The sequence below is a fragment of the Sphingobacterium sp. UBA2480 genome (assembly GCF_002341965.1).
Lineage (GTDB): Bacteria > Bacteroidota > Bacteroidia > Sphingobacteriales > Sphingobacteriaceae > Sphingobacterium > Sphingobacterium multivorum.
Window position 1 is genome coordinate 312,310 of record NZ_DDPA01000010.1, and the last position, 14,281, is coordinate 326,590.

The 14,281-nt window shown below is 39.1% G+C and carries 13 protein-coding genes; 7 read left to right on the plus strand and 6 right to left on the minus strand.

Features of this window, described 5'->3' with window-relative positions:
• The first annotated feature begins 319 nt into the window (after positions 1-319).
• The gene (locus B3600_RS25325; RefSeq protein WP_286754826.1) at positions 320-2,362 is read left to right on the plus strand and encodes a S9 family peptidase; all 2,043 of its coding nucleotides are present in this window, start codon (positions 320-322) and stop codon (positions 2,360-2,362) included.
• 43 nt (positions 2,363-2,405) lie between these two features.
• Here the strand turns inward: B3600_RS25325 and B3600_RS25330 are convergent, their stop codons facing one another.
• Positions 2,406-2,669 (minus strand): hypothetical protein, encoded by a 264-nt coding sequence (locus tag B3600_RS25330; RefSeq protein WP_046674987.1) that lies wholly within the window; start codon positions 2,667-2,669, stop codon positions 2,406-2,408.
• A 575-nt stretch (positions 2,670-3,244) separates the two neighbouring features.
• On the opposite strand from B3600_RS25330, the gene B3600_RS25335 reads away from it, so the two are divergent.
• From B3600_RS25335 to argC, 3 genes are all read left to right on the plus strand, one after another.
• Positions 3,245-3,961: a GNAT family N-acetyltransferase gene (locus tag B3600_RS25335; RefSeq protein ID WP_070561978.1), complete on the plus strand. Its 717-nt coding sequence runs from the start codon at positions 3,245-3,247 to the stop codon at positions 3,959-3,961.
• Between the two features lie 161 nt (positions 3,962-4,122).
• Positions 4,123-5,307 (plus strand): argininosuccinate synthase, encoded by a 1,185-nt coding sequence (gene argG, locus B3600_RS25340; protein WP_070561980.1) that lies wholly within the window; start codon positions 4,123-4,125, stop codon positions 5,305-5,307.
• Positions 5,308-5,409: 102 nt separating this feature from the next.
• A complete protein-coding gene (gene argC / locus B3600_RS25345; protein WP_286754827.1) occupies positions 5,410-6,423 on the plus strand; it encodes an N-acetyl-gamma-glutamyl-phosphate reductase in 1,014 nt (337 codons plus the stop codon).
• Positions 6,424-6,696: 273 nt separating this feature from the next.
• On the opposite strand, the gene B3600_RS25350 is transcribed toward argC, so the two are convergent.
• The 4 genes from B3600_RS25350 to B3600_RS25365 form a co-directional block, all read right to left on the minus strand.
• Positions 6,697-7,383: a hypothetical protein gene (locus B3600_RS25350; protein ID WP_286754828.1), complete on the minus strand. Its 687-nt coding sequence runs from the start codon at positions 7,381-7,383 to the stop codon at positions 6,697-6,699.
• Positions 7,384-7,393: 10 nt separating this feature from the next.
• A complete protein-coding gene (locus B3600_RS25355; protein ID WP_070561986.1) occupies positions 7,394-8,116 on the minus strand; it encodes an intradiol ring-cleavage dioxygenase in 723 nt (240 codons plus the stop codon).
• Between the two features lie 75 nt (positions 8,117-8,191).
• Complete coding sequence (locus B3600_RS25360; RefSeq protein WP_070561988.1) at positions 8,192-8,881, minus strand: LytR/AlgR family response regulator transcription factor; 690 nt, start codon at positions 8,879-8,881, stop codon at positions 8,192-8,194.
• 62 nt (positions 8,882-8,943) lie between these two features.
• Positions 8,944-10,098, minus strand: coding sequence for a sensor histidine kinase (locus B3600_RS25365; protein ID WP_286754829.1), 1,155 nt, complete (start codon positions 10,096-10,098; stop codon positions 8,944-8,946).
• Between the two features lie 429 nt (positions 10,099-10,527).
• Here B3600_RS25365 and B3600_RS25370 point away from each other — a divergent pair, with 429 nt between their 5' ends.
• Positions 10,528-11,820 carry a DUF3472 domain-containing protein gene (locus B3600_RS25370; RefSeq protein ID WP_286754830.1) on the plus strand — a complete coding sequence of 431 codons (1,293 nt, stop codon included), beginning with the start codon at positions 10,528-10,530 and terminating at the stop codon, positions 11,818-11,820.
• Positions 11,821-11,925: 105 nt separating this feature from the next.
• Here the strand turns inward: B3600_RS25370 and B3600_RS25375 are convergent, their stop codons facing one another.
• Complete coding sequence (locus tag B3600_RS25375; RefSeq protein ID WP_112374060.1) at positions 11,926-12,762, minus strand: hypothetical protein; 837 nt, start codon at positions 12,760-12,762, stop codon at positions 11,926-11,928.
• A gap of 273 nt (positions 12,763-13,035) precedes the next feature.
• Here B3600_RS25375 and B3600_RS25380 point away from each other — a divergent pair, with 273 nt between their 5' ends.
• The gene (locus tag B3600_RS25380) at positions 13,036-13,551 is read left to right on the plus strand and encodes an RNA polymerase sigma factor (RefSeq protein ID WP_286710087.1); all 516 of its coding nucleotides are present in this window, start codon (positions 13,036-13,038) and stop codon (positions 13,549-13,551) included.
• A gap of 41 nt (positions 13,552-13,592) precedes the next feature.
• Positions 13,593-14,276 carry a hypothetical protein gene (locus B3600_RS25385; RefSeq protein ID WP_286754831.1) on the plus strand — a complete coding sequence of 228 codons (684 nt, stop codon included), beginning with the start codon at positions 13,593-13,595 and terminating at the stop codon, positions 14,274-14,276.
• Positions 14,277-14,281 lie beyond the last annotated feature (5 nt).

The window sequence follows — 14,281 nt, forward strand, 5'->3', positions numbered from 1 at the left end:
CGCATTCCACCTGGTTATTCTCTCCTGTGTGTTTTAATTTTTTTCAAGAGCGTGCCTGCTCATTTATTCCTAACTATAGCAGAATAGCAAAGATAATGCTAATGCTTCTTCTGAACTGTTAATTTTTATTAAAAGTATTTATAATCCATATCTCTTATTAAACTGTTGACGAAATATCTTAAATTCAAATCTTTCTAGGAGGCTCCTGTTTTATGGGATGGTCCGGACAGCAGAATGAGAAAGCGTTTATATTAAATAGCGAATAAGAAAGGGAATGCAACAAAATAAAAAAATAGTTTGGCCTAATGTAATGGCCCCAATGGCAGCAGTTTACCCTCATGTAAGAAACATACATGATGATGCTGTGCGAGATGATTATTATTGGATGATTGATTACTTTAAAAAAGGAGAAAAAGCTCAAGAAGTTATTGACTATCTGGAAAAGGAAAACGATTACACCGGTTTGATGCTTCAGGATACAGTAGACCTACAGGAGGATCTTTTTCACGAATTGAAGTCCCGTATTAAGGAAAAAGACGAGTCGGTACCTTATTTCAAAAATGGCTACTACTATTATAGCCGTACGGAAGAGGGGAAACAGTATTTTAAATTCTGTCGGAAAAAGGGTACGCTTGAGGGCGAAGAAGAAGTGCTATTGGATGTAGATCAGCTTGCCCAAGGGCATGCATATTATACGGCAAAGGGATTTTCGGTTAGTCCGGATAATCGTTTGCTTGCCTTTAGTGTGGATACCGTATCCCGGAGGGAATATACCATATTTATCAAAAATATTGAGACCGGAGAAATTTATCCCGACCAGATAAAGAATACAGAGGGGGCAGCGATATGGGGAAATGATAACCTGACGTTGTTTTATACGGCTAAAAACTCTGTGACTTTACTTAGCGAGAGGATTATGCGACATACATTGGGCAGCGATACAAAAGCGGATGTGGCCGTGTATGAAGAGAAAGATAATACAAATTATATTGCTGTCGGGAAATCCAAAAATGGAAAATATATCATCATCAATTCTGAAGGGACATTGTCTTCAGAAATTTGGATATTGAATGCTGAGTTACCGCAGTCGGAATTTCGCGTTTTTCAGCCAAGGATACACAATGTTCTCTATTCGGTCATTGCATTGGACGATCGATTTTTAATTCTGACCAATGATGAGGCCATCAATTTTCAAATCATGCAATGTCCCTTAGATCGTACAGAGCGCGGTAACTGGCAGACATTCATCGATCATCGACCGGATGTATTGGTCAGCGATATTGAAGAGTTTAAGGGTTTTCTAGCTATTGCTGAACGAAAAAACGGATTGACTCAATTGGCAATTTATAATTTAAATAGTCAGCAACAGCACTATTTGGATTTTGGAGAAGTTACCTACACGGTATATCCGGCTATTAATGTTGAATACAACAGCGATAAGTTGCGATATGGCTATACTTCTTTAGTGACACCAAGCTCAGTCTATGAATATGACATGGCTAAGCAGGAGAAAGTATTGTTAAAGCAACAGGAGATTTTGGGTGGATATGACCAAGCTGCATATATCAGCGAGCGTGTTTTTGCAACGGCAAGAGATGGTATTCAGGTGCCGATCTCTATTGTTTATAAAAAAGGAACCAAACTTGATGGTTCAGCTCCATTGTTGCAATATGCCTATGGATCTTACGGGGCATCGATGGACCCCACTTTTTCGAGCAATCGACTGAGTTTGTTGGATCGTGGATTTATCTACGCTTTGGCACATATCAGAGGTGGAGAGGAAATGGGGCGGCAGTGGTATGAAGATGGGAAAATGATGCATAAGATGAATACCTTTTATGATTTTGTGGATTGTGGTAAATACCTGATTGATCGACATTATTGTACACCCGAACATCTTTATGCACAGGGGGGAAGTGCAGGAGGTTTGCTGATGGGCGTAGTCGCTAATATTGCGCCCGAGCTATATCATGGCATAATAGCTCAGGTACCGTTTGTGGATGTTGTGAATACCATGTTGGACGATACTATACCGTTGACTACAAATGAATATGATGAATGGGGCAATCCCAATGAAAAGGAAGCTTATAGTTATATGAAGGCCTATTCTCCATATGAAAACATTGAAGCAAAAGAATACCCCAATTTATTGGTCACAACTGGGCTTCACGACAGTCAGGTGCAGTATTTTGAACCAGCAAAATGGGTGGCTAAACTTAGGGCAACTAAAACCGGAGATACGGTTTTACTTTTAAAGACAGATATGGATTATGGCCACGGTGGGGCATCTGGTCGATTTGACTACTTAAAGGAAATTGCATTGGAATATGCTTTTCTCTTTAAATTAGAAGGTCTTATTTGAAATTATACAAACGAACAATAAAAAAGCGGCATTCGCCGCTTTTTTATTGTTGAGCATGATTAATGCTATCCTGTTGTTTTTGTAAACGCTCTTCCCGCTCGATCTCTCTCGAGTCGATCTGATGCTGTTGATAATTGTCCATGGCCACTTTACTGGCTTTCTGCGATACGTAAATCGCTAATAGGGCAACAATAGTAATGATTGCTATTCCCCAGGCATATTTATGTTTGTCCTGTTTGACAAGCCAATACATAAAGATAATGTAAGGGACAGCAAAAATAAGATAGAAAATTAAACTCGGTGACATACTATTCTCCATTAAATGATCCCTACAAAAGTATTGTTTTTGACTAAAAATAACGAACCGATAGGAAAAACAACAATTTCAATTGATAAAGCCTTAAACCTTTATACGTTTTGTTGTCAAATTAATATCGCTAATGTGCGCGGTCTATTGCCGGCTTATTGCGGATTAATTGCTTGAAAATGAAGCTTACAACGCGGTTTTGATGGTGGATTGTAAATTTTTGATTTTTGCAAAAAATCAATTAGAATATTGTGGAAAAGAAAAAAATATTTTTATACATTTGCATCGTCAGAAACAATTGACAGCGCATTAAAAAATGAAACAGAACAAAAAGAACGATTATTCTTATACTCAAGCTTTTGAGAAGTTTATGAGGAAGGTCTTCTGTGCTTTCATTTTTGTAGAAATACCTGTTTTACGCCTCCGACGACCTATACTACCTCGGGCTTGATTTGAGGTAGTGAATCTTTCCAAGCAAGACCATGATTGTCCGATGGTTTTGAATCCATTATTTTAATTTATTTAGTAACAAAACACGACAGTAGTTGTTGTTTTATTATTAGGGTCGTAAGTCAATGACTATATCAGATTTTTTAATTATCCCGGCTAAACCTGAGCATGCACATTATGCAGAGGTTATTTGCGACGAAATGTTCGAGTCTGCAAAGGCTCGTGGTACTGGTATTGCGCGTCGTAAACCAGAATACGTTGCCAACAAGATGAATGAAGGTAAAGCAGTGATTGCTTTACATAGAGATGGCCGATGGGCAGGTTTTTGTTATATAGAAACTTGGGGGCATGGTGATTATGTTGCGAACTCAGGTTTGATTGTCAATCCCGAATTCAGAAAAGTCGGTTTGGCAAAAGCGATTAAAAAAAGAGTCTTCGAACTTTCCCGTGAGAAATACCCTAAAGCGAAGATCTTTGGTTTGACAACCGGGTTTGCCGTGATGAAAATCAACTCAGAACTAGGCTATGAACCGGTTCCATATTCCGAATTGACCTCCGATGATGAATTTTGGAAGGGTTGTCAAAGTTGCGTGAATTATGAAATTCTGATGAGCAAGGACCGTAAAAACTGTATGTGTACAGCCATGCTTTGGGACCCCGAAGAGAAAGAACGTGAATTGCGAGAGAAGATCCAGCGCAAGCATGAAGCGAAAGAACGCTTGGAAAGAATTACACAAAAACAGTCTCTGCTAAAGCGTATACAGGCGAAGTTTTGGAAATCGGCCAATAAATTTATTGCCGTCAATTTTCCGAAGCATAACAAAGTCGCAAAAGGATATTAAGCTAAAGCTGAGCGATTATATTGAAAATAGATGTAACAGGTAACTGAAGACGTTCATAATAACAAGATCAGTTCAAGGTTCTCTCAACATAATAATAAAAAACCGAGTGAAACGAGCTTAAATCAGCCGTTGAAAACAAACACTCATAAAATAACATTCTAATGAAAAAAGTAGTTTTAGCATTTAGTGGCGGATTAGATACTTCATTCTGTTGTATTTATCTTACACAAGATTTAGGTTTAGAAGTTCATTCCGTAGTTGTAAATACAGGTGGTTTTTCGGATGAAGAATTAAAAAATATTGAAGAACGTGCTTATGCTTTAGGTGTGAAATCACATACAGCTATAGACGAAACGGCAGACTATTACCGCGAAACTATTAAATTTTTGATTTTTGGCAATGTGTTAAAAAATGCGACTTATCCATTGTCAGTATCTGCTGAGCGTGTATGCCAAGCAACCGCAATTGCAAACTACGCAAAGAAAATTGGTGCTGAATGTGTTGCTCATGGATCTACAGGTGCAGGAAACGACCAAGTACGTTTCGATATGATTTTCCAGACCCTGATTCCAGGAGTGGAAATTATCACCCCAATCCGTGATCTGCAATTGTCGCGTGAAGCCGAAATTGAGTATTTGAATAAGCATGGTGTAGAGTATTCTGCTGAAAAAGCAAAATACTCCATCAATAAAGGACTTTGGGGTACTTCTGTTGGTGGAGCAGAAACATTGACATCCAACCAATATTTGCCTGAATCGGCATGGCCAACTCCAGTGACTTCTTCAGAGCCACAACAAATTACAATCGATTTTGAAAAAGGAGAGCCTGTGGCCTTAAATGGTGAGAAAATGGCTTCTGTTAAAGTGATTCAAGAATTACAGGCAATCGCTCAACCATACGGTATTGGCCGTGATATCCACGTGGGTGATACCATCATTGGTATCAAAGGTCGTGTGGGTTTTGAAGCTGCTGCTTCTGTCATTTTAATTAAGGCACACCATGCCTTAGAAAAACATACCTTGACCAAATGGCAATTGTCTTGGAAAGACCAAATCGCTGCTTTCTATGGAAATTATATGCACGAAGGCCAAATGCACGATCCCGTTATGCGTGATATTGAAGCATTCTTGCAATCTTCACAAGAAACAGTGACTGGCCGAGTGATTGTTGAACTTCACCCATACCGTTTTGTCGTCATTGGTGTCGAGTCTGAACACGATTTGATGTCCAATAAATTCGGTAGCTATGGTGAGATGAATAAGGGCTATACAGGTGACGATGTGAAAGGTTTCTCCAAAATTTTTGGAAATCAAACCATCATTTGGCACAAAGTGAATAAAAAATAAACCGTGTTTTGTGCCCTGTATTTTTTCTTAACGTAAAATTGATAAGAAAAAATACAGGGCATAATGGGGGACAACACATCCCTAAATTCTAAATTCAAAAAAATGATAAGAGTAGGAATAATTGGTTCGGCAGGATATACTGGTGGTGAATTATTACGTGTATTGATTTATCATCCTGAGGTGGAAATCGTATTTGCTAATAGTGCTTCCAATGCAGGAAATAAGTTATATGAAGTTCACAATGATTTATTTGGCGATACTGAATTGACCTTCTCTTCCGACTATCACTCCGCGATTGATGTCTTGTTTTTATGTGTGGGCCATGGAGATGCACGCAAATTTTTAGATGCAAATCCGATCGATGCATCCGTGAAGATTATTGATCTTTCACAAGATTATCGTCTTCGTGCGAATACAGCTTTCCAAGGGCACCAATTTGTGTATGGGCTTCCAGAACTAAACAAAGAAGCAATCAAAACAGCGCAGTATATTGCAAACCCAGGATGCTTTGCTACAAACATACAATTGGCTTTATTGCCATTAGCGAGTAAAGGTTTATTACCGGATCAAATCCATGTTAATGCAACGACTGGATCAACAGGAGCGGGGCAAAAACCGGGTGCAACCACGCATTTTTCCTGGCGTAACAATAATCTTTCTGCTTACAAATCTTTTGAACACCAGCATTTACAGGAAATTTCAGAGTCTTTGGATCAGCTGCAAGCGGGATTTTTACCGGTGTCAGCAGGATCGTTGTTGGAACGTGCTGCAGCAAAAATTAATTTTGTCCCACAACGTGGAGATTTTGCCCGGGGAATTTTCTCGGCTATTTATGTAGACACCGATTTGTCTGAAGAGCAGGCCTACGCATTGTATGAGAGCTATTATGCCGCTCACCCTTTTACGCATATCAGCAAAAAAAATATCGACCTTAAGCAGGTTGTCAATACAAATAAAAGTATTATCCACCTCGAAAAGCACGGAAATAAGCTCCTTATTTTAAATGCGACTGATAATTTGCTTAAAGGAGCATCCGGTCAAGCTGTACAAAATATGAACTTAATGTGCGGTTTAGACGAGCGTACAGGATTAAACTTGAAAAGCGTTGGTTTTTAACCCTTTTTAGGATATTAAACAGCAATATTAACAAGTTGTGAATAACTTGGGGGGTCGTCCTGAAAGCGAAATAAGGTTTTCAACATTTTATTAATATCGTGTGGAAAAGTGAAGGGTAGCCCCTTCACTTTTTTTATGAATCGGTCTTTCGAAACGTACATTATCCAGTTATGAACAATGATTTGTCGTTTTTCAAAAAAACGGACTCTTATGTCGACAGCCTATTGAATCAGAGTGAATTGATAGGTTGGACTTTGATGATGGATATTATTTTTAGAAACTCAAAACTACCAAAAGGCCCGTTGCCGATAAACATTCGATGTCCAAATTGTTTGAATATGGTAGATATAGACCATCAGATGGATAAAGGATGCGTTCTTCAACTTCAAAATTACCATCTAACGTAAATGCAAATACGTTTTTGTGGTCTTGGCCAGTTTGTAATTCAAAATCATGTTTTCCAGCAAATGCACCGAAGTAGAACTGAAAATCAGTAGCTAAATCGGTGCCTACAGGATACATCTTGTTTTTCTCAAATGAAGATGTAAGTGGAAGATCCACGATATGAGGTAGTGTAGGTGTGTGTATTGTCGAATTAAGTCCAAATTCTTGAAAGGTCACTGGGCCTTCAGTTTCGGACGTTGCCCTTATATGAATTGCCGTACTATTTCCAGGATTGCATATTAAGATTGTCCCAACGGGTACCGTGTAGGTTTGGCCATTCATTGTTACAAGTAGATCCCCAATCAAAGGAATCAAAAGCGAGACCGTACCTTTATTGGTCGGGAGATCCAAAGTGCCTTGAGGCGCAACTTCCCAGTTATTGACCTGTTGAAGTCGACCAATAGACTCCCGGTGAGGAGAAGCAAAGGAACCATAATTGAGTGTGCTTCTGACTACATGGGTTCCGATGGATGTTTCCCCACGCTGTTCCGCGATATAGATTCTAATATCCTGCATGATCAGGCTGTTAAGCATTTACATGAATTGTCATTTTCATTTGGAAACCTTCAGATAAGGATCCTGTGACCGTAGACATTTCCTTGGTAACACCATCGCTGAATACGTTGTCGTTGGCATTATAGGTATAGCCTGAAACACCTTTTTTGTAACCATAAGATGAACCTGTATTATTGACTTCAAGACACAGGCTATCTTGAAAAGCGATTTGTGTCACTAATAGCGATTTACCGGTAGCATCATATACATGGACGTGAATATGTGTTGCTCGGCCTTGATACCAGCCCGGAAAGATGGTTTGGAAAGAAACAAGTCCATTGGCATTGGTAACTTGTCTACCACGATACCAATTGACAGACTGATAGTTGCTGGATTGCATTTGTGTTCCACCATATTGCGAGTAATTACCTTCCACATCACAATGCCATATATCCACTAAGGCACCTTCTAGTGCCGCACAGTTATTATTTGTATTGACAATAGTAATTAAACCGAGCATATTAGCCCCAATACCATCACCTTTGCGTATATCTGAGCGGACATAACTTGAAGGTGTTTTTGTGGGAAAGGGCCCCTCGGTTTCAGATGGTGTTACACTACAGCTTGAATCGACATTGACGTCAGTGCCCTCGTCCGTGGTTGATGCGGTATCGTCTTTCTTGCAGGCTGCCCAGACCATTGGACCTGTAAATGCCAGCAATGATAAGGTTTTTATAAAATTTTTGCGTTCCATATCTCTTCTTTTTTATGAATGGAAGCAAGGTAGTGGACGGAGATGTAAAATAATGTTAAGTGTCGATAAAGAGGCTTATTGCATCGACGAATCACGTAAACATTTGATCACTTCATTATAGTACCCATCGCCGACTTTCAATGTGAAGTTGGGTAATTGTATTTTACGTTGTGAAAACGTAATGATGTGTTTGACCGCGATAACAAAACTGCGATGAATGCGGATAAACTGATTTGGCGGTAAACGATCCAACATGGCTTTCATCGTCGACAAAGTCAATATTGTTTTTCCTTGTATGAGATGAATTTTGATATAATCTTGCATGCTTTCCAAACACTCAATTTCATCAAGGTAGATTTTGATGCGTTGATATTCCACATTAACGATTAAGAAAGGGCGATGGCTCTGTGAAGCTGAACGTGTCATTGCCTTATCGATAGCCCGTTCAAAACGAGTGAAGTCAAATGGTTTGAGAAGATAGTCTACTGAATCAAGTTCAAATCCATCTATCGCATATTCTTTATGTGCCGTAGTGAAAATCAATAAGGGTCTTGGATTTAAGTTTTTTGCAAAATCAATACCGTTGATTTCGAGCATATCAATATCCAAAAAAATCAAATCAACACTGTTATTGGCGAGATACAACTTCGCTTCATGGGGGTTATTGAAGGTTCCAGCAAGCTGTATAGCGGGATGCTTTGCTGTGAACGTAGAAATAACACGAAGAGCCAATGGTTCATCGTCAAGAGCTATGCAAGTTAACATCGATTAAATTAAGATAGACTGCTTTATGTATACATAATCGTATAGCCTAATATAAAAACAATTTATGGAGAAATATAGAGGATAAGCTGAACAAAAAAAGAATGATCCTCCTGTTGGATCGTCAGGCGGTGCCTGTCGGCATAAAAATGTTCCAATAGACGTTGAACATTTTTAAGGCCTGTTCCTGTGCGGTGTTGTTCGGTTGACTGTGTAGCAATGCTATTCTTTACATTTAATGTGCAGGATGTTGGCGTTAGAATGACCTCAAAACTTAATTGGCAGGGCTCTATGGTGCTTAATCCATATTTGAACGCATTTTCAACAAAAGGAAGCAGCACAAATGCGTGTATCGTTTTAGGGTGTTCGAGCCCCGTATAGTGTTCACTGATCGAACAATTCGGGCCAATGCGTAGCTTTTGGAGATTGATAAAATCTTGTATAGCCTGGATTTCGATCTTGATGTCAATCGTATCACTGTGCCGTTCATCCATGTAATAACGCATTAATTGCGAAAGACGATGAATACTACTTGCGACGGCATCATCATTGGTCAGTGCCAATGCGTAAATATTATTTAAGGTATTAAACAAGAAGTGGGGGTGGACTTGCGCTTTTAAAAAGGAAAGTTCGGCCTTCATACGGTCTTGTTCGACCAATTGCATTTTTTGCTGCGTTTCCATCCAATAGGTTACGATTCTATAGAGCGCGGCAAGGCTAATAGTTAACAGGAAAATATACACAGAAGCGATATCGATAGGTTGTGGCCGTTGTCCCGGGGATTGCCCTGGACCTCGGTATGGGAAATGCCTAGCAGATGGTGGCGGTGGAAAATCAGGATGATGCCTAGGTGAAAATTCTCTGTCCCCAGGGGTCGGTAATTGTTGACGTCCAATACGCATCAGCCGGTCAAAGGGCTGAAGATAGCAAGCTAGTAACAAACCTGTCAAAATAATGGAGATTCCGTAACTGATAAATTTTCGATGCCTTATGCTGTATGGAATCAGTACATAGGCATTGACATAAAATAGGATTAAAAAACAGCCCGTGAAAATCCAAAATGCTGCTGCAATAAGCATTTCCTTGATTCCCAGTTGGCCGTTGTTAAAAAATAGTACTGGAAAAGACAAGAAAATAAGCCAGGCGAGCCCATGAATCAATATGGAGATTTGTCGTTGTCCTAAGATACGTTTTGACGTGCGATCAGCAGATTTGTCCATGGAGCATGCTATTTTAGCTTTTATTAAAGGGGACTCTGAACCTAAAAATACACAAAAAGATGATACTGTATTTTTAAAATATTAAAATACAGCATCTCATTTTATAATAGATCCTTTAATGGGAAAGGAACGATAGTCAATTATTGCTGTTTTTTTACACAATCGATTGATATACATTTCCTTTCTTTTTCTGTAAATCTAAGCCTTATCTTCATCAAATAATCCAGTTTCACAAACCGATACCATCTTGATTCAATAATAAAGTGCTGCAGAACGATAGCTGAAAAATTGAATTTCGGAACTAATAAAGAAGTCGGTTTCGCGAAGTATTCGAGTATAATAGCATCTCGAGTTTATGACGAATATGAATAACCATAGGTAGTGTAACTAACTTAAGGTTGATATATAAATTGATAAAAAAAATAAAGTATGAAAAGAAAACACTTTATCCAGTATCTCTTTATGGGAGCTTTATCCTGTCTTTCGATAAGCAGTATCGCGCAGACTGTAGGGAAGACTTATGCCGTTCCTCTAGCGGGGAATGCTTTCATTACCGCAGGACAAGCGGGTGATGTGGAAATTTCCGGTCATAATGGCCTTGTAAAATGGTCAAGCAATCAGGAAGTGGCATCGGTTTATTTTCGGGCTCAGAAAGCAGGGAAATTGACATTAAAGCTGAAAGCGAAAAATGATGCTGGGAAATCTAAAATAGAAATTGACGCACTAGGGAAAAAAGCTGTTGTAGATGTTGAAGGCACTGAACTTGCCGAAACAGCTCCTCTGTCTATTGTAGTAAAGGCCCCCGGTTATGTTCGGGTCAACCTAAAAGGAGTCAGTAAATCGGGCAGTAATTTTGCTAACGTGACAGAACTACTTGTTAGCGGCGAAGCTGCGTCAGAAGGACTTATTTACTCTGATAAGCCTGATTATTACTATTGGTCCCGGAGAGGACCTTCCTGTCATCTTAATTATACCGTTCCTACGGAGGGGAATGTGAGTTACTATTATAATGAAGTAACCGTTCCTCAAGGTGAAGATAAAGTTGGTTCCTATTTTATGGCGAACGGTTTCGGAGAAGGCTATTTTGGTATACAGGTTAATTCAGAAACCGAACGGCGTATTTTATTTTCCGTATGGAGTCCTTTCCATACAGATGATCCGAAAAGTATTCCGGACGAGCAAAAAATCCATCTGCTAAAAAAAGGAAAGGATGTGCATTCGGGCGAGTTTGGAAATGAAGGGTCAGGCGGGCAGAGTTACCGTAAGTACTTTTGGAAAGCAGGTATAACTTATAAGTTTCTCTTGAAAGGTGTGCCCGATGGAAAAGGGAATACCGATTATACGGCTTGGTTTTTTGTGCCTGAAGAGAATGCATGGAATGTGATCGCAAGCTTCAAACGTCCACAGACAAATACCTACCTGAAACGATTCCATAGTTTCTTGGAGAACTTTAGTCCGAATCAAGGCTACCTGGGTAGAAAGGTCGATTTTGGCAATCAATGGGTCTATGATGGGCAATGGAAAGCTGTACAAGCGGCTTCTTTCAGTGTCGATAATACCTATCGTGCAAATCAGCGCATTGATGCAATCGGCGGGATTACGAAAAATGGATACTTTCTCCGTAATGGTGGTTTCTTTAATGACATTGTTAAGCCAGGAAGTACATTTGAATTCATGAATAAAAATAGTGCTCCGAAAATTGATTTTGACAAACTACCTTAATCAAAAAGGAATAAAGACAATGTCTTATTGTTGCTCAAAGTTTATCCAAAACAAAAAAGAGTCGCATTTTAATGCGACTCTTTTTTGTTTTGTACAGCGCTGGATTTATTTTTCAGATAGTTTGATATCACGTTCTACCGAAACATTATCTCCTGTAACAGCGTTACCATCCTTATCTACTAGGGTCAATTTTACTTTATTGTTGCCCATTGGTAGCCCTTTTATCTCATACGGCCCCCATTTGTCCAATGTAAATGTCTGGCCATTGATATCTGCAATTACTTTGTTGCCGTCTGGAGCAAGTTTGGTATTGACTAGGTAAAAATCTAACAGTAGATTTTTTGTTTCATCTCCCTTATACTCGCCTTTAGGTCGAGAATAGAAAAGCGATGGTTCCTTTGGCGTTGCATCTGTCGTCAATTTACCCGTTGCATCAATCTTAAATTTTACCAATTTAGAAGCTTCAGTGGTTTTTATGGATTCATGATAGGATCTCGATAGAAACGAGAGTAGGTAATGTTCCGAATTTAACGGTACGGTTACGGAGTTCTCGGGCTTATAAAGAGCCGTATAAGGTTTATTGTCTAAAATAAAATGAATATGCTGTCCATCATGCGAATTCGCCATATGGGCGGCATGGGCATCATCGGTCATCTCAGTCAATTTGAAATTCTTAATCGCATATTTTACAGTTACTTTTGCGGAGTCTGTTCCTACCTTTTCTGCAGTGATCGAGGCGATCTGCAGATCAGCTCCAGGAAATTCTTTCGAGTCTGCAATGGGACTAACGGTGATAGAGTCCATTTTTTGTGCAGTATTTGTGTCGATACTGCTGCTTGAGTCAGCTCCACCTGTACTTTTCGTAGAAGAGTTGTTACATCCAATGGCGCCTACTAGGAGTGCTACTGCAGCAGTAATACCTGTAATTCTGTAATACTTCATAATTTTTTTGTTTAAATTTTTAATCATTCAGCATCTTAAGTAACAGTCTATATACCTATTTTGTTTGTAATAAGGTTAAAAATAGGCCGTTTGGGCTACTCATTGAAGTTTAATACACAGTGAATTAAATATTTTTAAAAAAATAGTCATATTAGATGTAATAAATCGATAAGCTGAAATGTCTTGATAATATAAAAGGCACAGGTGATACGGAGATGGGGCAAAAGCCGATTAGAAGATTAAAATAGCGTAAGTCTCAATATTGACGATAACATGAACCAAGAGCAATTTAAAAATACCGTTTTCATCCATAAGGATAAGCTATTTCGCTTTGCGAAACGGATCTTGGTTGATGATGACGAGGCTTTTGATGCGGTACAAAATGTGATGATGCGTTTGTGGCAATTAAAAGATCAGCTGCTTCAGTATAAAAATATGGAAGCCTTCTGCATGCAGAGTGTCAAAAATGAAGCGCTCAATCGTCTAAAAAAAGATAAGGTCAGGGCAGACTTTGTTGAGCAGCATCAGGTTGTTACCATGACGGAACATACTGTTGGGAATACGAAAGAAATTATCCTTGAAATGATCAATTCCCTTCCCGAAAAACAACGGCTTGTTATGCATCTGCGCGATGTTGAGGATTATGACATCGATGAAATCGGTGAAGTATTGGAGATGGGCGAGTCTGCGGTAAGAGTTAATCTGATGCGTGCTAGACAGAAGGTAAAAGAACAATTGACAAAATTATTCGATTATGAAACCATGAGGATTTATTCTGATAAGAAATAAACCCGATTGTTTCATCGTCTTTGAAAATAAGATGAACAGTGATGAAAGATAAGAAATTAAAAGAATTGGAAGAGAAGTACTTTAATGGCCAGTCGTCATTAGAGGAAGAAAGAGCATTGAAAAGCTCGGATGATGCTTTTTTTCAATCATTGAATCAGGAAAAGAATAGGACAATGGATTGGTCCTTTGAGGACTTCCAAAGTGAGATCAATGATGATAAGAAACGTATTATCTGGTGGAATAATAGCTGGATAAAATATGCAGCAGCAGCCATGTTGTTAATGGCTATTGGAATTGCACTATTCCTAAATCAGGAATCAACAATGCAAGTGCCGGTACTTGCCGAAAAGGAAACGCTAAAACCTGTGGACAAGAAGCCGATCGAACATCAAAATGCAGATGCAGGAGTTTCCAATGCTAATGATGGGACCCCTTCGCTGGAAAGCGGTAGGGCCTTACCGTTAGCAAAAACGTTCAAACGCCCTAAGGTTAAAAAACAAGCGAAGGAATGGACTGAAAAGACGCAAATAGTTGCTGAAGGTCTGCAGTCAGTCGAAAGCGCATCCTACCAGGCAGATTATGTTGTTTTGAATGGGAAGCCTGTCGCTAACGAACAGGAAGCTGTTGAATTGACCCTAAAATCTTTAGGCTTACTGGCAAATAATCTGGAAAATGGCGTAGATAAAGCAATGAATATAAAACAAATGTCGATAACGATTAACTAAAATAA

What these genes read in the sequence shown, in the direction of transcription:
- B3600_RS25325 (WP_286754826.1), top strand. Translation starts at nt 320, where the DNA reads ATGGCAGCAGTTTACCCTCATGTAAGAAACATACATGATGATGCTGTG.
- B3600_RS25330 (WP_046674987.1), bottom strand. Translation starts at nt 2,669, where the DNA reads ATGTCACCGAGTTTAATTTTCTATCTTATTTTTGCTGTCCCTTACATT.
- B3600_RS25335 (WP_070561978.1), top strand. Translation starts at nt 3,245, where the DNA reads ATGACTATATCAGATTTTTTAATTATCCCGGCTAAACCTGAGCATGCA.
- argG (WP_070561980.1), top strand. Translation starts at nt 4,123, where the DNA reads ATGAAAAAAGTAGTTTTAGCATTTAGTGGCGGATTAGATACTTCATTC.
- argC (WP_286754827.1), top strand. Translation starts at nt 5,410, where the DNA reads ATGATAAGAGTAGGAATAATTGGTTCGGCAGGATATACTGGTGGTGAA.
- B3600_RS25350 (WP_286754828.1), bottom strand. Translation starts at nt 7,383, where the DNA reads ATGCAGGATATTAGAATCTATATCGCGGAACAGCGTGGGGAAACATCC.
- B3600_RS25355 (WP_070561986.1), bottom strand. Translation starts at nt 8,116, where the DNA reads ATGGAACGCAAAAATTTTATAAAAACCTTATCATTGCTGGCATTTACA.
- B3600_RS25360 (WP_070561988.1), bottom strand. Translation starts at nt 8,881, where the DNA reads ATGTTAACTTGCATAGCTCTTGACGATGAACCATTGGCTCTTCGTGTT.
- B3600_RS25365 (WP_286754829.1), bottom strand. Translation starts at nt 10,098, where the DNA reads ATGGACAAATCTGCTGATCGCACGTCAAAACGTATCTTAGGACAACGA.
- B3600_RS25370 (WP_286754830.1), top strand. Translation starts at nt 10,528, where the DNA reads ATGAAAAGAAAACACTTTATCCAGTATCTCTTTATGGGAGCTTTATCC.
- B3600_RS25375 (WP_112374060.1), bottom strand. Translation starts at nt 12,762, where the DNA reads ATGAAGTATTACAGAATTACAGGTATTACTGCTGCAGTAGCACTCCTA.
- B3600_RS25380 (WP_286710087.1), top strand. Translation starts at nt 13,036, where the DNA reads ATGAACCAAGAGCAATTTAAAAATACCGTTTTCATCCATAAGGATAAG.
- B3600_RS25385 (WP_286754831.1), top strand. Translation starts at nt 13,593, where the DNA reads ATGAAAGATAAGAAATTAAAAGAATTGGAAGAGAAGTACTTTAATGGC.